This is a genomic window from Vibrio sp. QJM3NY_15 (genome assembly GCF_057785995.1).
In genome coordinates this window covers 1,862,751-1,879,735 of record NZ_CM173517.1, presented here as the reverse complement: position 1 = coordinate 1,879,735, position 16,985 = coordinate 1,862,751, and the positions used below count along the sequence as shown (strand labels likewise).

Annotated in this window: 27 protein-coding genes; 21 read left to right on the top strand and 6 right to left on the bottom strand. The window is 43.9% G+C overall.

Annotation, left to right across the window (positions count from 1 at the left end; genetic code table 11):
* Positions 1-69 precede the first annotated feature (69 nt).
* A complete protein-coding gene (rmf, locus tag AC3CKG_RS08700; protein ID WP_017074275.1) occupies positions 70-243 on the top strand; it encodes a ribosome modulation factor in 174 nt (57 codons plus the stop codon).
* A 253-nt stretch (positions 244-496) separates the two neighbouring features.
* Here rmf and fabA read toward each other — a convergent pair whose 3' ends face one another.
* Both fabA and AC3CKG_RS08690 read right to left on the bottom strand, forming a co-directional pair.
* Positions 497-1,012 carry a bifunctional 3-hydroxydecanoyl-ACP dehydratase/trans-2-decenoyl-ACP isomerase gene (fabA, locus tag AC3CKG_RS08695; RefSeq protein ID WP_029223508.1) on the bottom strand — a complete coding sequence of 172 codons (516 nt, stop codon included), beginning with the start codon at positions 1,010-1,012 and terminating at the stop codon, positions 497-499.
* A gap of 70 nt (positions 1,013-1,082) precedes the next feature.
* On the bottom strand, positions 1,083-2,735 hold the full coding sequence (locus tag AC3CKG_RS08690; RefSeq protein WP_488528174.1) for an AAA family ATPase: 1,653 nt from the start codon (positions 2,733-2,735) through the stop codon (positions 1,083-1,085).
* 188 nt (positions 2,736-2,923) lie between these two features.
* Here AC3CKG_RS08690 and matP point away from each other — a divergent pair, with 188 nt between their 5' ends.
* The 4 genes from matP (at position 2,924) to AC3CKG_RS08670 (ending at position 5,521) form a co-directional block, all read left to right on the top strand.
* Positions 2,924-3,379 carry a macrodomain Ter protein MatP gene (matP, locus tag AC3CKG_RS08685; RefSeq protein WP_017106977.1) on the top strand — a complete coding sequence of 152 codons (456 nt, stop codon included), beginning with the start codon at positions 2,924-2,926 and terminating at the stop codon, positions 3,377-3,379.
* Positions 3,380-3,399: 20 nt separating this feature from the next.
* Positions 3,400-3,708, top strand: coding sequence for a DUF3634 family protein (locus AC3CKG_RS08680; RefSeq protein ID WP_017106976.1), 309 nt, complete (start codon positions 3,400-3,402; stop codon positions 3,706-3,708).
* Between the two features lie 104 nt (positions 3,709-3,812).
* A complete protein-coding gene (locus tag AC3CKG_RS08675) occupies positions 3,813-4,124 on the top strand; it encodes a hypothetical protein (RefSeq protein WP_488528173.1) in 312 nt (103 codons plus the stop codon).
* A gap of 176 nt (positions 4,125-4,300) precedes the next feature.
* Positions 4,301-5,521, top strand: a complete 1,221-nt coding sequence (locus tag AC3CKG_RS08670) for a hypothetical protein (protein WP_488528172.1) — start codon at positions 4,301-4,303, stop codon at positions 5,519-5,521.
* A 99-nt stretch (positions 5,522-5,620) separates the two neighbouring features.
* Here AC3CKG_RS08670 and AC3CKG_RS08665 read toward each other — a convergent pair whose 3' ends face one another.
* The 4 genes from AC3CKG_RS08665 to AC3CKG_RS08650 form a co-directional block, all read right to left on the bottom strand.
* Positions 5,621-6,223 carry a DUF2971 domain-containing protein gene (locus AC3CKG_RS08665; RefSeq protein WP_488528171.1) on the bottom strand — a complete coding sequence of 201 codons (603 nt, stop codon included), beginning with the start codon at positions 6,221-6,223 and terminating at the stop codon, positions 5,621-5,623.
* 310 nt (positions 6,224-6,533) lie between these two features.
* A complete protein-coding gene (locus AC3CKG_RS08660; RefSeq protein WP_488528170.1) occupies positions 6,534-7,121 on the bottom strand; it encodes an outer membrane beta-barrel protein in 588 nt (195 codons plus the stop codon).
* A 510-nt stretch (positions 7,122-7,631) separates the two neighbouring features.
* Complete coding sequence (locus AC3CKG_RS08655) at positions 7,632-8,021, bottom strand: helix-turn-helix domain-containing protein (RefSeq protein WP_488528169.1); 390 nt, start codon at positions 8,019-8,021, stop codon at positions 7,632-7,634.
* Between the two features lie 136 nt (positions 8,022-8,157).
* Positions 8,158-8,430 (bottom strand): hypothetical protein, encoded by a 273-nt coding sequence (locus tag AC3CKG_RS08650; RefSeq protein WP_048668531.1) that lies wholly within the window; start codon positions 8,428-8,430, stop codon positions 8,158-8,160.
* A gap of 308 nt (positions 8,431-8,738) precedes the next feature.
* Between AC3CKG_RS08650 and AC3CKG_RS08645 the strand changes: the two genes are divergently transcribed.
* The 16 genes from AC3CKG_RS08645 (at position 8,739) to AC3CKG_RS08570 (ending at position 16,656) form a co-directional block, all read left to right on the top strand.
* On the top strand, positions 8,739-9,335 hold the full coding sequence (locus AC3CKG_RS08645) for a hypothetical protein (RefSeq protein ID WP_102362167.1): 597 nt from the start codon (positions 8,739-8,741) through the stop codon (positions 9,333-9,335).
* 528 nt (positions 9,336-9,863) lie between these two features.
* On the top strand, positions 9,864-10,103 hold the full coding sequence (locus AC3CKG_RS08640; protein WP_048668533.1) for a hypothetical protein: 240 nt from the start codon (positions 9,864-9,866) through the stop codon (positions 10,101-10,103).
* Complete coding sequence (locus tag AC3CKG_RS08635; protein ID WP_488528168.1) at positions 10,093-10,566, top strand: hypothetical protein; 474 nt, start codon at positions 10,093-10,095, stop codon at positions 10,564-10,566. Before AC3CKG_RS08640 ends, AC3CKG_RS08635 begins: the two co-directional genes overlap by 11 nt.
* On the top strand, positions 10,556-11,050 hold the full coding sequence (locus tag AC3CKG_RS08630; RefSeq protein ID WP_488528167.1) for a hypothetical protein: 495 nt from the start codon (positions 10,556-10,558) through the stop codon (positions 11,048-11,050). Before AC3CKG_RS08635 ends, AC3CKG_RS08630 begins: the two co-directional genes overlap by 11 nt.
* Positions 11,019-11,738: a hypothetical protein gene (locus AC3CKG_RS08625; protein WP_230690947.1), complete on the top strand. Its 720-nt coding sequence runs from the start codon at positions 11,019-11,021 to the stop codon at positions 11,736-11,738. Before AC3CKG_RS08630 ends, AC3CKG_RS08625 begins: the two co-directional genes overlap by 32 nt.
* A gap of 105 nt (positions 11,739-11,843) precedes the next feature.
* Positions 11,844-11,975, top strand: coding sequence for a hypothetical protein (locus tag AC3CKG_RS08620; protein ID WP_016787086.1), 132 nt, complete (start codon positions 11,844-11,846; stop codon positions 11,973-11,975).
* 11 nt (positions 11,976-11,986) lie between these two features.
* Positions 11,987-12,808, top strand: a complete 822-nt coding sequence (locus AC3CKG_RS08615; RefSeq protein WP_048668537.1) for a major capsid protein P2 — start codon at positions 11,987-11,989, stop codon at positions 12,806-12,808.
* A 9-nt stretch (positions 12,809-12,817) separates the two neighbouring features.
* The gene (locus tag AC3CKG_RS08610) at positions 12,818-13,087 is read left to right on the top strand and encodes a hypothetical protein (RefSeq protein ID WP_488528166.1); all 270 of its coding nucleotides are present in this window, start codon (positions 12,818-12,820) and stop codon (positions 13,085-13,087) included.
* Positions 13,088-13,097: 10 nt separating this feature from the next.
* Complete coding sequence (locus AC3CKG_RS08605; protein ID WP_165922806.1) at positions 13,098-13,235, top strand: hypothetical protein; 138 nt, start codon at positions 13,098-13,100, stop codon at positions 13,233-13,235.
* The gene (locus AC3CKG_RS08600; protein WP_048668539.1) at positions 13,235-13,441 is read left to right on the top strand and encodes a hypothetical protein; all 207 of its coding nucleotides are present in this window, start codon (positions 13,235-13,237) and stop codon (positions 13,439-13,441) included. The genes AC3CKG_RS08605 and AC3CKG_RS08600 overlap by 1 nt, the downstream gene beginning before the upstream one ends.
* Positions 13,422-14,366: a hypothetical protein gene (locus AC3CKG_RS08595; protein WP_488528165.1), complete on the top strand. Its 945-nt coding sequence runs from the start codon at positions 13,422-13,424 to the stop codon at positions 14,364-14,366. The genes AC3CKG_RS08600 and AC3CKG_RS08595 overlap by 20 nt, the downstream gene beginning before the upstream one ends.
* Positions 14,363-15,181, top strand: coding sequence for a hypothetical protein (locus AC3CKG_RS08590; protein WP_488528164.1), 819 nt, complete (start codon positions 14,363-14,365; stop codon positions 15,179-15,181). Before AC3CKG_RS08595 ends, AC3CKG_RS08590 begins: the two co-directional genes overlap by 4 nt.
* Positions 15,178-15,618, top strand: coding sequence for a hypothetical protein (locus AC3CKG_RS08585; protein ID WP_488528163.1), 441 nt, complete (start codon positions 15,178-15,180; stop codon positions 15,616-15,618). Before AC3CKG_RS08590 ends, AC3CKG_RS08585 begins: the two co-directional genes overlap by 4 nt.
* A 47-nt stretch (positions 15,619-15,665) precedes the next feature.
* Entirely contained in the window at positions 15,666-16,094 is a 429-nt protein-coding gene (locus AC3CKG_RS08580) for a M15 family metallopeptidase (protein ID WP_488528162.1), read from the top strand.
* A complete protein-coding gene (locus AC3CKG_RS08575) occupies positions 16,091-16,501 on the top strand; it encodes a hypothetical protein (RefSeq protein WP_488528161.1) in 411 nt (136 codons plus the stop codon). The genes AC3CKG_RS08580 and AC3CKG_RS08575 overlap by 4 nt, the downstream gene beginning before the upstream one ends.
* Positions 16,498-16,656 (top strand): hypothetical protein, encoded by a 159-nt coding sequence (locus AC3CKG_RS08570; protein WP_157781559.1) that lies wholly within the window; start codon positions 16,498-16,500, stop codon positions 16,654-16,656. Before AC3CKG_RS08575 ends, AC3CKG_RS08570 begins: the two co-directional genes overlap by 4 nt.
* Positions 16,657-16,985 lie beyond the last annotated feature (329 nt).

Here is a 16,985-nt window from a genome sequence, read left to right as displayed (position 1 = left end):
GTCAACAAAACTCCACGAAGTTGTAATCATTGTATGTTAGTAAACGAACACCCGTATGAGGACTGCACTATGAAGAGACAAAAGCGTGATCGCCTAGAACGAGCACAATCTCAAGGTTACAAAGCTGGTTTAAATGGCAGGTCACAAGAAGCTTGCCCATATAGCCAAATGGATTCTAAATCGTATTGGTTAGGTGGTTGGCGTGATGCCAAAGATGATAAGCATTCGGGTCTCTATAAGTAGATAGGGCGAACATATTCAAAGGTCAAGGCTCCATGTTGTGATTATAACAACTGGAGCCTTGTTAGTTTCTGAGAGTTATACAATGCCTTATAAACCGCGAATGGGCAGTTTATAAAGTGATTTAAGATTGTTTCGCTGGTGGACATATCATTGATCAGAGTTATTTAGTTACACTTTAATGCACTATAACTAAACATATTGACGTAAAAATAAAGCAACCATTGGCTGCTTTATTAAAAATCTAACTATTAGACTAGAATGCTGATGTATCTTGGAAAAGACCAACTTTCAAATCTTTAGCCACATAGATCTCTTTACCATCAACAAGAACACGACCATCTGCAAGGCCCATTACTAGGCGACGGTTAACAACACGCTTCATGTGAATTTCGTAAGTCACTTTTTTAGCTGTAGGTAGGATTTGGCCAGTGAATTTAACTTCACCAACACCTAGAGCACGGCCTTTGCCTTTGCCACCAACCCAACCAAGGTAGAAGCCAACAAGCTGCCACATTGCATCTAGGCCAAGACAACCAGGCATTACTGGATCACCAGGGAAGTGGCAATCGAAGAACCATAGGTCAGGAGTAATATCCAGCTCAGCAAGAATCAAACCTTTACCGAAATCACCTTCAGTTTCAGACATTTTAGTGATGCGATCCATCATTAGCATGTTTGGTGCTGGAAGTTGAGGGCCTTCTGGCCATAGTTCGCCTTGGCTTGATGCTAGAAGCTCTTCGCGAGTGTAAGAATCACGTTTGTTTTGCATTATCAATTACTCCGATTTTTGATAGGTGCATATTAGTGAACAGGTGTACGCTAAACAAGTCCGATCAGTACTAGACAAACCAGTTTTTAATGCGTCCAACAATTCCAATTGGGTGTTCATGTCTTTCAAAGTTTTCAATACGTTCCGCGATTTTACTCAGAACGCTTTCTTGTTCTTCGTCCCTAAATGGTGCGTTCATAATAAGAGGAATAGCTTCATCTACATTAGAGACAGACCAAATATGGAATTCTTCGTTTTTGATGCTTTCAATTAGGTCTGGCTTCAGAGCAAGATGTCTTAAGTTAGATCTTGGAAGGATCACGCCTTGTTCTCCAGTTAGCCCGTTGTGTTTACACACATGGTAGAAGCCTTCGATTTTCTCGTTTAGCCCACCAACGGCTTGTACGCGACCGAATTGGTCGACAGCACCTGTTACCGCTATTTGTTGATTAATAGGGTATTCCGACAAAGCACTTACCAGAGAGCAAAGCTCAGCAAGAGAAGCGCTATCGCCATCAACTTCGCAGTATGATTGCTCAAATACAACAGAAGCAGCATATGGCAACGGATCTTCAAGGTTTAGCGCGCTGCTTACGAACGCTTGCATGATCATCATGCCTTTAGCGTGAAGGTTGCCACCAAGCTCTGCTTTTCTTTCTACATCGGTAATGTCGCCATCGCCAAAGTGAATAACACAGGAAATACGAGCCGGTTCACCATAAGAAATAGGGTGTCCAGGAACGTCGATAACCGTCAGGCCGTTAACTTGTCCTACTTGCTCACCCTCTGTTTCGATGATGACTTGGCCATCTCGAATATCATCAAGGGCGCGCTCTGGCAGGTACGACTCTCGGTTGTACTTGTGCTGTTGAGCTTGTTGAATATGGTGAATATCAATGTCACCACCATTTGCTTCGATGAGCGCTTCATTCAACAGCGCGTTATGCCAAATCGGACATAGCGGTATGTAGCTCTGATCTTCCGTTTCTCTTGCGCCTGCCGTTAGGATTCCTACCAAAGCTTCTTGAGTTATCGTTGGAAGGTTATAGCGACGTTGCAACCACTTAAGATAGCCAAGGTATTGCATTAGGCTTTCATTGGAGAGCTTAATATCTTGTTCTATTTCACTAAATAGACAAAACCCTGTTTGAATATCGCCATCTAGGTAATCCAGATCACCAAGTTGAGCGCGGTCTCCGACAACAATCAACTTAATGTTGTATGTCAGTGCCTCGATAGGAGCCTGATTTAGATGCTCAGGAAAACTGCTAATTGGCTCAACAGCTTCACCGAGAAGCGCTGATTTCAATAATAGCCAGCTTCCTGGGTTTGCCAGGATCAGATTGGCTGAAACAACCAGATAGCCATTGTTTGCTCTAGAAAGTAGGCCTGGCTTTGTTGCTACAATGTCACCATTTTTAGCCTGAACTTGGTCAAACAAAGTAGCTGCATTTAAAGATTCGGTTTTTACAACAGGCTGAGCTTCGTTGTTTAACTCCGTCGTTAAAGATTCAACGATAAGTTGACGATAGATCGAATTGTCAGGCGCATTAACAAGTAGAACTCGTGAAAGATTGGATAGGCGTACAAAACGGGTTAGCGCATCTCTAAATCTATGTTGAATATCTGAGAATGTGAAAGGAGAGATGTCAGGGAATTGCTCTAGTTGAGCGCTATATTCATCGTACTGAGGCGTTACATGTCGCCAATCTACTTGAGTCATTTAAATGTCTGATTATGATAATAAGGTAGGGAGTATATAGAAAAAGCGGGGAGTCATATAGGTCTATGTTGTAGTTACTAAACACTAAGCTAATATAAGTATGATCTTGGTCTATTCTTTCAAGACAATAATTGTTAAACAACCCATTATGGGTTACGCTGTCACTAGGTTAACTCTCGAGATTAGACATGAAATATCAGCAGCTTGAAAATTTAGAATGTGGTTGGAAATGGAACTACCTGGTAAAAAAATGGAAAGAAGGTGATTCGATCACCTGCCATATTGATTCAAGTGAAGCTGATGTTGCCGTGCAAGCTTTATTGAAGCTAGAGCACCAACCTACAGGCGTTCTTGAGTGGATCTCAAATAACATGTCGCCAGAGCTTGATAACAAGCTTAAACAAGCGATCAGAGCCAAGCGCAAACGTCACTTCAACGCCGAACAAGTTCATACTAAGAAGAAGTCTATCGATCTTGATTATCGTGTTTGGGAAAAGCTATCTCAACGAGCAAACGAGCTCGGTTGTACGTTATCTGATGCAATAGAGTATTTGGTTAGTGAAGCGTCTCGAAGTGAGCAGGCCAGCAAAACAGTAACCAGTCTCAAAGAAGATTTGAGTAAACTTCTTTCCGACGACAAATAAGCAGCAATAGTGGTGGCATTATGATGTATGTAATCTTAATTGGAGCCGTATTGGTTTTTTGGCTCGTCGCAATTGATAGACCGGTTCTGAAGATAAAGTTCAAAGAAGGTGCGATTGAACAAGTAAAAGGGCATTTACCGCCTAGCTTTAAGCACAACCTTCAAGAAATCGGTCATAACAATGCATTTCAAGGAGAGCTTAAGGTTTACGCAAAGCGTTCAGGTTATAACCTGAAGTTCACGAAAGATATTCCTAAGAATGTTCAACAACGTATTCGAAACGTATTTCCTCACAATGGCTTCAAATCTAAAGGCTCCAAGAAGGCATAACTTTTGAAACCATGGTTTGCTTACTAATCTCTAGTACTAATTTAACCTCATACTTCTCCTAATAATTTGCATACTGTTCTCAACACCACATAGTTGAGAACAGTATGAAACATCTCGTATTTTTGTTGTGCTTTATGTCTCCAAGCATACTCGCTGATGATGCACTAATTAATCCCGTTGCAAAGAAAATTAAATCTTCAATCCTCAAAGGGATGAAGAAAAGTTCGATCGAACTCGAAGGGTACTGCGACCTAATGATCGAAATGCGGCACTCTAAAGGCTATGCCCGAATTAAAAAGGTTATGACTTCTGGTGATAGCCGAGTGTGCAAACAAGCGCGAAAACACTTGCCTGATAATCGAAAGTTTAAATACAGCTTCCTTGAAAAGTACATTCGTTTACACATTGAAAGTTAGTCAACGATCTTGCTCTTCCGACACGAACCTCCAATACACTATAACTAAATGTTTAGGGAGATATTATACATCCTCGGTTCTTAGCACATCTTAAATATCTATTAATATTGACTTAATTATATATAGCTGGGATATAATACGATGAATAGCTAGGATTATGTCAAGGAAAGTCACGGTTGTTGTTAGCAAACAAAAATTACACTCCTGGAGTTATTGAAATATCGAGAAAAGTTTCAATTAACGTAGAAAAACACTTCAATAAGTGGTTAGTCTCTCCAAAGTTTAAACTCAAACAAACGACAGTAGACACACTGTTAAGTTTGGAAAATCGCTATTGTGATAGCGTTATTTTCGATGAGAATGATCGAATATCTCACAATCAGCGAATTCTGTTGCGATGTGAACAAGACAGAGTCAGTGCTCGTCGTGAAAAAGTCGTCGCAAAGCAAAAGACATTACGTTACGTCATAGATGATGTGTGTAATACAGCTTCCGAGTTGATGATCGAGAAGCTTGAACAAACATTGATGAGCTCTCTTTTTTCTGAACTTCCGGATTTTAACCATTTCGCTAGTGTCGCTTATTCGTCATCTTTGAACTTCTCCAAGTTGCATCAAATTTCAGCTGAAAGTAGGCCACTAAGTTCAAGTCTTATTGAGTTTGTGTCGAATCCGGAATTTACAGAAAAATACGGTAAAAAATCAAAAGTGGTACTGGATCCAAAAGTAGCAGCGAGACAAATTGGAATAGAAAATTGTAAATTACTCTTTCCACTACTCATGAGTCAGCAACTCATTAAATGGTCTGATGATAACATCAAGCCTATTGTTCCTAAGGTCTGGCAACACCTCGTCGTGACAGCAAACTCGACCAGAATGAGACTACAAGAAACATCAGTAAAAGAGCCAGACGCTGGTATTCTGCTTGGAGTATTAAGAACGCTGCCCTTATTCGTCATTTGTAATCATTTTTCAGCGACGTTTGAAGATGCACTCGTTAAAACCATGCTTGGTTATCGGGATGCAAGCGACAAGCATGACGAATACTATGCGTGTACAGAGGTTATCCCGAACACACAGTTTCTCGAATCTATGATAGAAATCTTAGACACTAAGCTACTGAAAAAACTCGTCGATTACATAGATTGGAGCCCAAGTAACCAGTTTATTAAACGTGCGATCCTCGAAGAAGTTCACGATATCCCAGTCCTTGAAAGAAGCGTGTACGGTGCAGCGCTTTCGCAGGGCAGAAAGTTCTCTATTTTTGAAGCCCTAGAGAATAGCGAATTGTTTAATATTAAACATCGACCTTATTGGTTTTCAACGGTTCAGATGTCTGTAGCGACTATGGAGCAAATGCAGGCCAGAATACCTGGTAAGTTGACCACAAACATGTAAAGAGAGGAGCCTCAATCTAATACGGCTCCTCTTTTAGTTACAATGTAACTCGTGGTGATGTTTAAGTTTGTTAAACAGTACGTTAGCTATCTATCTGATTTAATTGACGACTTCAAAAGTACAGGAATTCTGCCTCGCAATTGCGTGTTTGACCGGTATTCCAAGGCTTTGGCAGATCATAAGGACTTTTAGTTTTCTATCTGGCGGAGCGTGCTCTGAAAGGATAACAGCACTTAAGCACTCCTTGTTTAGGTACAGCTTGTTCCCAATGAGCTCGTCATCATGTAAAACCCACCGATATTCTTCTTCATACCGCCAATTCGAATGCTTAATTTTGAATAGTGCAGTGCCCAAATCCGATCCTTGTAAATCCAGGGTAGACGGCAAACTAAATCGAGTCGGGTCATCTTCGTATTGCACTTTAAAACAATTGAGTTTCGCTTCTCCATCATAATGATTGAGGTCGTATTCAATACACATGCCTTTGAAGCTATCGCCGTACTGAGACCAAAGTATAGGGTGGTCGCTCGATTGGGAAAAGCACATCACCTTGAACTCGTTCTGAAGGGTTGGGTCAAATATGTGGTTCGATTCAAAAGGATTGTTAAAGGTTTTAGCGTAATCAAACCACAATGAACACTCAGAGATAGATTGTATGTTTCTATCATGAAGCGTTCTGAACTTATAAAGTTTAGGCAACATATCAAACACCTAGTTTACAACATTGCCAGATATTAGCATTTAACTATACAAATTCGACGTGAGTGAACTGCATTTGATTGCTTAGTCACCTTATTTGTTAAGATGTTTGCCTGATAGATCAAAATTTAAACACTAAATAGCAGTCTGTTTAAGAAGTTTGTTTTGTGTGAACCCAATTTGACAGAGGAAGTGTTATTTCATGAAGAGACAACGTAACGTTTTGTGGGGGTAAAGGGGAGCAAATATCAATATTCAAGCCGAACCAAAAGAGTTCGGCTTAATTGCAATAAGACGTTTTGTTGGAGAGAGTTTAAAAGTGGTACCTTGCTCCGATGTAAGCTGTTTGTGATGAAACATCTATGGAGTCTATTTCAACGCGTGCATTTCGGTAACCAAGGTGAATGTCTATATTGTCTGTAACGATTGCACCAAGCTCACCACCAACTTGGTAGCCAGCCTCAGACTTAGAGTCAGAATTCGCTTCCATATCCATAGAGCCAACCCCAGCTAGTACTGATACATATAAATCGACTACGTCACCTTTAACAATGAACTTCGGTTTGATATTTACGAAGAAAGCTTGGCCTTCAATGTCCATTACATCGCTAAAGTTAACTTTTCCAATTTGTCGGTACTCAGCCTCTAACCCTAGCTTAACCACATCGTGAGTATTGAATTCATATCCCCCAACTAAGTTATAACTCAGGTCGGATAGGTCAGATGAATCTTCAATTGCACTTCCGCTGTATTCTAGTTCAGTTTCATTATAAAAGCCGATATCGACACCTGCATAAAAATGGCCATGCTCTCTAGGTGAGTTCTCGTTTTCACTAGCAAGCGCGTGTGAGCTGATGCCAAAAGTGGTGAATAGCAATAGGGCGATTTTACTGATTTTCATGTAAAGCCTTTTATATAATAAGTTATTGATTTCGAAAGTATATTAACAGGCAAAAGGTGCGCTAACTAATTGAAATTCGGTCTAAACCTCTGATTTTAATGACTCATTGATAATAGAAATATCAGCATCTCAGTTGTAAGACAAAGTAATCACATCCCCAAAAATGGTTATTCGCTTTGTATTACGTTGTAACTTATTATCAACCGATCTTGCATAAGAGGAGAATTTTGAGTTGAAAAGTAGTTTGAAACAAAGACTATTGTTCTCCAAACAGAGCTAGGTGGCTTGAGAAACGAGAGCTCATGTTATTGATAGATCCTGATCATCAATTCAATTTGCTAATATAATCAGCTAAAAATAGATAAGTTAGATTATGTGATTCGACAGTACGCTTGGTCTTTTGGAATGGCTATAAGGCTGCTTAGTTTGTTCTTAATGTGGAGGACTGGTCAAATAGCTTTAGAGTTAGTGGATACCATGGATTTGAAGTTGTATTAGTTGGTGTCTAATTCAGGCTAGTTGCAAAGGTCGATGAAGGTGAAGCCACAGTCCGTCGGCGATCATCCATTGACGGAGTGTTTCTTTAGAGACGGATAGATTGTGTCGTTCAGTCAGTTTTTCCAGAGCGAACGTTGGTGAGAAGTCAGAGTAATGCTCACGGATAAGTTTCAGTATTTCAATTCTGAAATGTTCTGAGTAGCGTCGATTACTTGGGCGTCCACGCGCTGCGTGTGTAAGACTTTGAGCGCCAAGAGAGACAAGTTTGTTTACCAAACGTCGGATATGACGCGCAGACAGATTCAAAATGATAGCAGCGTCAACTTGGCGTAGTCGTTTTTCACGTACGTCAGTAAGCACCTTGAATCGCTGAATATCTTTTTCACTCATAGTAATAAGCATCCGGATAACTCCTAAGCAGACCAATATAGGTAAGCTTAGGAGGACATTTTAAAATGGCTCAAACCGGACATTACTAAATTGCTCTAACACAATCACTGCGTATTATGTATATGGGGGTAAAGTTTTGGCGGCCCATTTAGTCGGGCCCGTTTTCCTCTAACACTCTAATAACTCTTTCATTTTTCTGCTTATTAGGTAGAAGACCAAAGACCACATTCTGATCCGTTTCGCCTAACATATCACCGATCTCGAACGCGACGTCCCAATCCATGCCAGAGATGCCTCTTCGCCAGTTGTAGAGTCGTTTGTCACTTACTTTGATTTTTTTAGCCAGTTGATACTCTGAAGGTAGGTCATACTTGGCTTTTACTCTATCTAAAAGTGCATTTGTATAGTTAATAGTGTGCATATGAATTCCCGTCCTTTGAACCGATTAAAAGATAGAACCCTCCGAATTACCATCCCTGACAGGCATTTCCAGTAGGTAAAAATTCGGATAGGGTGAACTTGATCGGGCTAGATATGCGCTAGAAGGACGTATGAAAAATCATGAACCAGACGTGGATGAAACGATAAATGCTGCTGAGCAAGCCGCGAAAGATGGCAAGCTCAGATCGAGTGTCAGATTGTTGATAGTCTCACTCAGACAGATATTAGAACGCCAAAAATCGGCGGTCAAAAATCGTAACAAAGGGGCCTAGCAGGCTTTGATTTGTTATGAACCAATTTCGCCCAAAGAAAGCCTCTCAACACAAACGAAGTGCCCGTCCTTTAGCGGCGCTGAATCGTGGCCGTTGGATAAAACTGCTCGATAACCCATCTCAATACGATTATTTGTTGTCTCCATCTGGCAAGTCCACACAACGCCAATATCTAACTGATGTCGCGCGCGTCATGGATTACCTTGTCAGCGAACTGGAGTTTCGAACCAGTAAAGTCGGTGTGGTGACCGCGAATGGTTTCTTATTGCGTACTTGGGCGAATGTCGCGAGAGGAACCGGATTACCTGAATGGAGAGTTAAACAGTGTGTGAAGTATGCCAAAGACCGTGGGTGGATCACATCGAAACAACCACGCGAAAACATTAATGGAGATTGGTACGGACTGGCGTCGATAAAGCGTATAACAGACAAGTATTTCCGCGATATTGGTTTGAACTTGGCGTACTTGAACGCAAAACAAGCCGCGACCAAGAACCTAAAGAAATTATCGGCCTCAACCGGCGTTCACCTTCGTTATTTACTCACACCCATCACTTTATTGCGTAAGTTTGCCCGTCGTGCAACTCAAACTAACGCAGTTACTTTCCCTTAAAGTACATAGGCCAAACTGCGCCTCGATCCGTCTAAACCCTCATATTTGACCCATTTTAGCCAATATTGTCCTTAAAATGACCGAGTTTGAATCAGTGGGACTCGAGTTGTGGATAAGCGCGTCAGTAACTCATGTATGGCCGTCATAACTGCTCCATGACGTTATTCCACAAGATCCCAACGCATAGTCTAAAGACTAGTGATCTATCTAAAGATAGATGTAAGGGAGAGTTACTGTTACCCCGTGAAACACGGGGATAACTTTGATAATGATGGCGCTCTACGTGCTCGCAAGCGAGCTGGAGCTTAACGGCGCGAGACATTGAGTAGCATGGCGATAAACACGGTAAACGTTGAACGGCCACCAGCTTTGAGTCGCTACGCGACGGCTTAGCAGGAAAAGAAGTCGGGATCTAACTTGGCTTTTGATAATCAAAACCTATTAGGTTTCTTATTTTGATTGCTATAATCTATTGGTTAACGTCGAGAGACAGGGACACACCAACGTCGTGAGACAGAGGAAAAGACAATGAATCACCATCAACAGACTTACCATCAATTGGTTAGGGATCTGGAGAGCGTACAACAGACGCTCACTCAGTCGGTACCCGACTGGGACAGTATCTCGGCTTTGAAAAAGCCCTTAGTTGCTATCCAAGCGGCGCAAGAAGCCAGCCACCACATCACCACGTCGACTCAACTACTCAAAGCACTCATGGAAAACTTCCATCTTAGATTGTGTGAGTTGGAGGCGCAGCATGGCCAGTAAGAATCCAATCAAAGGCTACATTGCGTGCCCAACACACGGGTGCGGTGAAGTGTGCACGATACACGCCGTTGGCGAGCACAAAATCCTTGAAGGAGGCGACCCGCCCAAAAATAAGCGTCGGCTCGGCCAGCTTTATACGATTTGTCCTCGTTGCAAAACCAACCAAAGCGCAGGTAAACCGTTTCAAGATTGGTTAACAAACCACATGGTTTCCAGTCCAGAAAAAGCCATTACTGGTTATATATCCAGTAATGGCGTTAATCCTAACAAAACGCCACCTTTAGAATCGACTCAAACCAAGCCAGATAAGGCTTCTAGCGTGATTAAACCGTCAGAGAGCGTAAACACCGAAACCACAAATCTTCGGTTAGGTTGGTCGTTATTGGCATTAATTGGAACGTGTTGCCTCTTGTGGATCGCGTTATCGACCAGAAAAAAATCAGGAATCAGCCATGAACATTGAAACGACAACCACCCATGATGACAACGTCTTGGATGAACGTGATCAACAAGCCTTAGAGGCGGTGAATGCGTTGAGACAAGAACGAGAGCAAACGGAACAATCAGAAGATCCTCAAGAACCCGAATCAATATCTGAAGGGATCAGCTTCGGTGAAGAAGACGCGCGCATGATGTTGTCGTATGGCTTGGGCGTGGTGGAAATGACCGTCGCTAATGTTTTCGATGTGCCATTTGAAATTGAAACCCAAGCCGGTAATCAGTGGTTAGACGCCGCTTCGCCAATGCTCCAAAAATACGGCCCCGTAGGATTGAAATGGTTTGGGCAATATCAAGGTGAATTCATCTTTGCCATGGCTTCAATGACCTTGATCGGCGGGTGTGCCAAACAAGTGCGTCAATTAAAGCAAGCCCAAATGGAGGCAACCGAGCCCGAAACGCCACAGGAGGCTGACGGTGAAGTTACCCAATCCAGTGAACAAGAATAACGCCCACAATGCCGAGCATGTTTGTTATATGGGGACGACGGGCAGCTGTAAAACCACGGCCATTCGCCGGCTTAACTTCATTGAGCGCCAGTCTCAAGTAGTGATGTTTGATCCCTACAGTGAGCATCTTGAGGCGCCACTTAAAGGTGGTCGCGTGCAAGCGTGTTACAGCTTCGACGAGTTCTATCATAAAGCGTGGTTTGCCCGTAAGAAAAAGGCCGCGTTTCGTTTGGCGCTGGTTGAACAAGACAGGACGCGAGAAAACCTTGAGCAGTTCGCCAGTATGGTGTGGTCGTTGGGTAATGGCCATCATCCTAAAAAGCTGCATTGCGTGATTGAAGAGCTCGCTAAGTTCACGCATTCACCGTCCAAGCTCGATGGCATTGCTGGCGAGTTATGGACCGGTGGACGCGGATTTGGTTTGGTTATGCATGCGACGTTTCAACGTGGCCAAGAAGTGCCAAAGACTGTGCTTGATGAATCCAAGTATGTGTATGTGGGCGCGGTCAGTTCAAGGCGTAACGCTAAGTACATCTCTGAGTATTTCGACATTCCAATCGACGCCATTCTTTCACTGCAAAGCTGCGTTGACCGTGAGCATTTAGGGCGTAAAAAGTTCGCCGATTACATTCTCAAATCCCCGGGTTTAGGGAAATGGCAGCAAGGTAAAATCTACCCAAACCGATAGAGATAACCTAATAGGTTAAACCCTTTACCTAACAGGCTTTAGGGACTGGTGATTCTGATATGAAAGAGCCACGTTAACAGCATCAATCATTCCAAAGGAACTCCCATGAGATTGAATGTGAAAAACGTGGCGATTGTCGCCGGAATTGCGGCGGTAACGACGGGTGCAATCGTCTTTGCCGTGAATAATAAAGTCGGTGGCCTAGATAAGTTACTCGGTCGTTCTGGCTGGTTCTAAAGGGGATCACGATGTCAGTCAAACCTATCAAACTCAATTCGATGGTTGGCGCGTCGTGGGGACAAAAAGGCACGTTGCCTATCCCTAATGGCCCGACATACCACGAACTTATCCTCGAAACCAACGCGAGCGCGGCGGATATGTTACGCATCGCGATCACCCTGAATGCGGAAGAGATCTATGTCCTGAGTGGCGAAGAGCTGTTGATGCTAGAGCGTTATAAGCGACGTGATGCCATTGCGGGGCATTTTGTTATCCCGTTCAGTGACATTGTGGCGCGAACAAAAAACGGAGTGCGTTACACCGGTTTAGTGACGGAACTTGGCGATAACATTCACCTCGATATTCAGTTCAAGAGCAAGGCGGCCAACGCCGCAGCATTGTCGATTCAAGTCCATGCATGGGTGAGCAATTCGCAAGCCATGCGCGTGTTGGTTCCAATGATCAAACGCGAAACCATGCCAGCCAATGCCCAAGGTGAGAATGAGTTCACCAACTTGGTGACGAGTCCACTTATCAGTATCAGGCGCATGCATTTTATGCACGACAACATCAGCAAGCTTGAAATAGAGCGAGATTTTGTCAAAGAGTACGAAGCCAACACCTTTATTTCAGAGGCCAATGCCAAGCGTAATCAGCGTACGCCACAAGACGGTTATTTCCATTTTGACCCAATTGTTCGTGGGTTCTCTATTGATGAGTTGTTTCCAACGCAACACAGCTCAAATCTCAAGTTTTCTGTCACGACAACGGATGTCCCTGGATCGATACCTATCTTAGTGGAATCGGTAAAAGTCACACGTCCTGAAGTGCTGCAAAGTGGCACGGGATAAGGAACGGCGATGAAAAGCTTCTTTGATGATCTCTTAGAGTTTGGTTCGGGTGCTTTGGATTCCGTAGGGGAAAACGCGTCGTGGCTTTTTCCGAGTAATGACCAGTCAACTAACCCAGATAAGACCCAACAACCGAATCATCCTGTCGTCGATGACAGAGGGAACGCCGTGACTACACCTCAAGGGCAACGTCAGGTTGATCAAACCTTGCTGTATGTCGGTGGCGGAATGGGTTTGATGGTGGTGCTGTTATTGGGCGTACTCGCATTTCGAAAATAGGGAGAAGGTCATGCCATTAGTGTTGTGGGTGTTAGGTGGCGTAGGCGCGGGCAGTCTTATCGGGATCAGCGCGAGCAAAGGAATAACCAAAGTGTTGTTTGTGGCGATCATCATAGCCTCATGGATTTGGTTTAAAGGAGGGCAATGATGCTCGGATCATTAACATCACTGACGGGTGGCGGCGGTTTGCAAGGCGGTATGGCAGGGCCAGCGACCTCTGGAACGGCAGGTAACACCACGAACAACAGTGGATTCGAAGGCGGGCACATCAGCCTCGGTGAATCCAAAGGAATGCCGTGGTGGTTCATTGTATTGATGGCGTTATTTGCCTTGTATGCGCTGTCAAAACGCTAGTTTGCGACCGGCGACATGGCAACAGGTTCATCAACAGTTAAAACCGGTGCTTCGAGACTACTACGAACAAGCACAAACTGAGGTAGCACAAGGCTTAGAGGCGACGTATCAAATAAGTGACACTGTCATGTTATTGCGTGGCGAAAGACTTAAAAATAGTACCAAAGAACTGGTTGTTGTCGGTTTGTCGGGTGATATGGCCACCGGCACGTTGGCCGCCGTTGAGCATGCGAAACAGCATGGCTTTGATTCGGTGCGAGCGCATTTTTATCGTGATGGTGCCGAGCGATTCATTGCAAGACGATTGAAATTACCGGTTCAGGAAATTGAACGTCACGGTGATGAGCGAGTTTTACAAATAAGGTTAGCGGATATGGGTGGAAGAAGTTCTTCGAGAAGTCGTCAAAGCAACACCACAACGACCACGAATACCAGCAGCAGTGCCGCGGTGGGTGGCGATAATACCGGCGTGATGATGTCGGGCGTCAGTGACTCGGACATCAATTTGACCATGACCGATCATGGCGCAATGGCCATTGCTGGACGGACTGCAGAAGAAGCATTTGATTTTGGCACCCAAGCCTTGAGAGTCAATGAATCGGTCGTTGGGGATTCACTGAACATGGTCGATAATTCGCTGCGTGTGGTCGACAACACCGTTGACGAAGCGTTTGGTTTTGGGGCTTCCGCGCTTGAAGAACAATCCGAAGTGAGCCAATACGCGATTGATTCAATCAAGTCGATGGCAGGCCAACAAACGGAAACTACTAAAGCGGCGATCGCTTTGGCCGATGGTGCTAAATCTCGAGAGCAAACCGGCACCTCGGAATCGGACAATTCAATGTTGAAGAAACTGTCTCTCACAATGGGGATCATCGGCACCATTATCACGGTCGGTGTTTTGATGGCAGGGCGCTCATCATGAAACAGACTCACACTCTTAAACCCGATCACACATTAACGTTTAATGCGGGTCAGTCCGGTAAGTACCTTATATTACGCGACACTACGCATTCGTTACTGCTGCAGGGCGATACGATGCGTCCAGTTGAGATCTTTGGTGGTGACACCGTTGATGTATCAGCGCTGGATAAGCTCGAATTACACAATCATCAAGCCGTAGATGTGACCTTTGAATACCAAGTGTCGGATTTACTGATTATGACCAAGGCTCAGAAAATCAGCGTCAACAATGCGCTGTTAGTCAGTGAAATTGAAAAGCCAATAAACGTTAGAAAACTGCTCGATCCGGTCAAAATTAGTGACATTGTAACCCCATTAAAAGTATCAGAAATACAAACACCTACCAAGATTAGTCAGATTCAAACACCGGTCAATGTCAATCGAGTGGCCGAGCCGGTAACTGTTGACCAAATCACACAGCCATTGACCGTTGAACGTATTCAACAACCGGTGAATGTTGAGGTAGGCAACACCTCGTTGGATGTGCAAGCGACAATCACTAATACCGAACTCAAGGTGACGTCAGAGCCGGAACGTGTGACGTTCGCCAGAATTGGCAATGGCACCTTGTTAATGACGGGAGGCTATCAACGCATTCGAGAGAAAAGCGCGAGAAAGGCGCTCATCTTACAAGCTCTGGCTACCAATGAAAGCACGGTTATTGTGCAAGGTTTCTTGGAGTTACGTCCGGGCGGGCATTTGATGCTCAACACTAATCAAGCCGTTAGCTTGAAAGGTACCGCGAGCGACCGCCTTAAAGTAGGAGAAGCGCTATGATGCTGTCATTAACCAATCCTGAGCCTACGAGCCCTAATGATGATTTGTTGAACGTGGAAGCAAAGCACGACAATCAAATGAAATTCATTTTCGGCTCAAATCGAAAGGCGACGTTCCCACTTTCAAATCACGCCGAATTACTCGATTTGACCATTAGGCGTTTTAAGCAAGCACAAGCAACGCCACATAATCAGAGCAGTAGTTCCTCTCGGATTTTGGCGAAACCTGGCATCGTCTATATCAGATTTCTCAGGGCCAACAATACACAAGTGTCTTCTCGTCTCTTGTATCTGTATTTTGCCTCGAATTCCCTTTATGGCTATCCACTGTTTCTTATTAAACCGAAAGCTGCGACCAAGCTTGAGATCACCGTCTCCAACGTTGACGCCAGCGTTACGCTGCATTCGAGACTCTTAGTGAAGTCGGAGGACGAATGAGATGGATAGTGTTACTCGCCAGTGGGGTACTGGCTGGAGTGTATCTTATGAATAAGAAAACCATCGATGAGTCGGTCAGCAACTTTGTGTTGTCTGCTCGCAGTGAAGCTCGAATGCTCGGTGTACATGGCGATTTGAAGAAAGTTGTCCGTAGAGCCTTACAGATCTCACCATACGATTTCGGTATCACCGAAGGGCTACGTACCGCCAAACGCCAATACCAACTCTATCAGGAAGGCTTGAGCCAATTAGACGGCCACAAACGTCCAAGTCGCCATCAATCCGGGCATGCGATTGATTTCGTGGCTTATGATGAAAACAGCAAGGTGACGTGGGACTTTAAGTATTACGAAGCCATCAGTAAAGCCTTTAAACAAGCGGCTAGGGAGCTTGATGTCTCTATCATTTGGGGCGGTGACTGGAAAAGCCTTAGAGATGGTCCACATGTTGAATTGAATCGTTTGGTGTACCCATGATTGGCGCATTATTGAATCTTGTGACCGGTGGCGTAGCGACGTATAAGCAGCTCAATCAAAACAAAGCTGAGGCGTTAAAGCGTAAAGATGAACTCGAAAATGAGAAGCATCAGGCGAGGGTACGTCGATTACAAAATGGCGAAGAGCAGGCCAGTAACCTTGATGACATCAGCATTCGAGATAGGGGATTTAAGGATGAATTTATCCTGCTCGTCGTTTTCGTACCACTCATCTTGTCTTTCATTCCCAATTACGCGCCATATGTCGAACAAGGCTTTAATTCACTGCAGAACATCCCCAACCCTTATTGGTTTGTCGTAGGTGCTGTTGTAGTCGATACGCTAGGCATGCGCGCTATGGTGCGATACTTACTTGAATACTACGCATCTCGATGGAAAACGAAGTGATGGCGTACCTCGATGCGTTAATCATCGCTCTTATTACAGGTGGAGTCTCAAGCCTTGGCACAATTGCGGCTTTAAAAACAGACATCAACTGGATAAAACGAGTGCAACAAGACCAAGAGCAACGGATACGAAAATTGGAGGACCCCAATGGCTAAGAAAGGTTATAAATGCAAAGGCCGAAAGCAAAATGGCCAGTTAATGAAAGGCTACACGTTAAGAAATGGGCGCGTGGTTAGGGCAAATACCACACGAAAACGTTACAAAAAACGCTGATAATTTACACCCATCAGAAGAGCTGCTTTCTCAAGAAGTAGCTCTTTTTGCATTTCTATAACGAGAATCTACATTTTAAGCACGCAGTTTCATTGTCAATGATTTAAATCACTGTTATCAATAGGGTTAATGGTTATAATCCCTCCCCATAAATCAGACTAGATAGATAAACTCCGTATTTAAATGCAGAATTTTTCTGTCTAATAAGCTG

What these genes read in the sequence shown, in the direction of transcription:
- rmf (WP_017074275.1), top strand. Translation starts at nt 70, where the DNA reads ATGAAGAGACAAAAGCGTGATCGCCTAGAACGAGCACAATCTCAAGGT.
- fabA (WP_029223508.1), bottom strand. Translation starts at nt 1,012, where the DNA reads ATGCAAAACAAACGTGATTCTTACACTCGCGAAGAGCTTCTAGCATCA.
- AC3CKG_RS08690 (WP_488528174.1), bottom strand. Translation starts at nt 2,735, where the DNA reads ATGACTCAAGTAGATTGGCGACATGTAACGCCTCAGTACGATGAATAT.
- matP (WP_017106977.1), top strand. Translation starts at nt 2,924, where the DNA reads ATGAAATATCAGCAGCTTGAAAATTTAGAATGTGGTTGGAAATGGAAC.
- AC3CKG_RS08680 (WP_017106976.1), top strand. Translation starts at nt 3,400, where the DNA reads ATGATGTATGTAATCTTAATTGGAGCCGTATTGGTTTTTTGGCTCGTC.
- AC3CKG_RS08675 (WP_488528173.1), top strand. Translation starts at nt 3,813, where the DNA reads ATGAAACATCTCGTATTTTTGTTGTGCTTTATGTCTCCAAGCATACTC.
- AC3CKG_RS08665 (WP_488528171.1), bottom strand. Translation starts at nt 6,223, where the DNA reads ATGTTGCCTAAACTTTATAAGTTCAGAACGCTTCATGATAGAAACATA.
- AC3CKG_RS08660 (WP_488528170.1), bottom strand. Translation starts at nt 7,121, where the DNA reads ATGAAAATCAGTAAAATCGCCCTATTGCTATTCACCACTTTTGGCATC.
- AC3CKG_RS08655 (WP_488528169.1), bottom strand. Translation starts at nt 8,021, where the DNA reads ATGCTTATTACTATGAGTGAAAAAGATATTCAGCGATTCAAGGTGCTT.
- AC3CKG_RS08650 (WP_048668531.1), bottom strand. Translation starts at nt 8,430, where the DNA reads ATGCACACTATTAACTATACAAATGCACTTTTAGATAGAGTAAAAGCC.
- AC3CKG_RS08645 (WP_102362167.1), top strand. Translation starts at nt 8,739, where the DNA reads ATGAACCAATTTCGCCCAAAGAAAGCCTCTCAACACAAACGAAGTGCC.
- AC3CKG_RS08640 (WP_048668533.1), top strand. Translation starts at nt 9,864, where the DNA reads ATGAATCACCATCAACAGACTTACCATCAATTGGTTAGGGATCTGGAG.
- AC3CKG_RS08635 (WP_488528168.1), top strand. Translation starts at nt 10,093, where the DNA reads ATGGCCAGTAAGAATCCAATCAAAGGCTACATTGCGTGCCCAACACAC.
- AC3CKG_RS08630 (WP_488528167.1), top strand. Translation starts at nt 10,556, where the DNA reads ATGAACATTGAAACGACAACCACCCATGATGACAACGTCTTGGATGAA.
- AC3CKG_RS08620 (WP_016787086.1), top strand. Translation starts at nt 11,844, where the DNA reads ATGAGATTGAATGTGAAAAACGTGGCGATTGTCGCCGGAATTGCGGCG.
- AC3CKG_RS08615 (WP_048668537.1), top strand. Translation starts at nt 11,987, where the DNA reads ATGTCAGTCAAACCTATCAAACTCAATTCGATGGTTGGCGCGTCGTGG.
- AC3CKG_RS08610 (WP_488528166.1), top strand. Translation starts at nt 12,818, where the DNA reads ATGAAAAGCTTCTTTGATGATCTCTTAGAGTTTGGTTCGGGTGCTTTG.
- AC3CKG_RS08605 (WP_165922806.1), top strand. Translation starts at nt 13,098, where the DNA reads ATGCCATTAGTGTTGTGGGTGTTAGGTGGCGTAGGCGCGGGCAGTCTT.
- AC3CKG_RS08600 (WP_048668539.1), top strand. Translation starts at nt 13,235, where the DNA reads ATGCTCGGATCATTAACATCACTGACGGGTGGCGGCGGTTTGCAAGGC.
- AC3CKG_RS08595 (WP_488528165.1), top strand. Translation starts at nt 13,422, where the DNA reads ATGCGCTGTCAAAACGCTAGTTTGCGACCGGCGACATGGCAACAGGTT.
- AC3CKG_RS08590 (WP_488528164.1), top strand. Translation starts at nt 14,363, where the DNA reads ATGAAACAGACTCACACTCTTAAACCCGATCACACATTAACGTTTAAT.
- AC3CKG_RS08585 (WP_488528163.1), top strand. Translation starts at nt 15,178, where the DNA reads ATGATGCTGTCATTAACCAATCCTGAGCCTACGAGCCCTAATGATGAT.
- AC3CKG_RS08580 (WP_488528162.1), top strand. Translation starts at nt 15,666, where the DNA reads ATGAATAAGAAAACCATCGATGAGTCGGTCAGCAACTTTGTGTTGTCT.
- AC3CKG_RS08575 (WP_488528161.1), top strand. Translation starts at nt 16,091, where the DNA reads ATGATTGGCGCATTATTGAATCTTGTGACCGGTGGCGTAGCGACGTAT.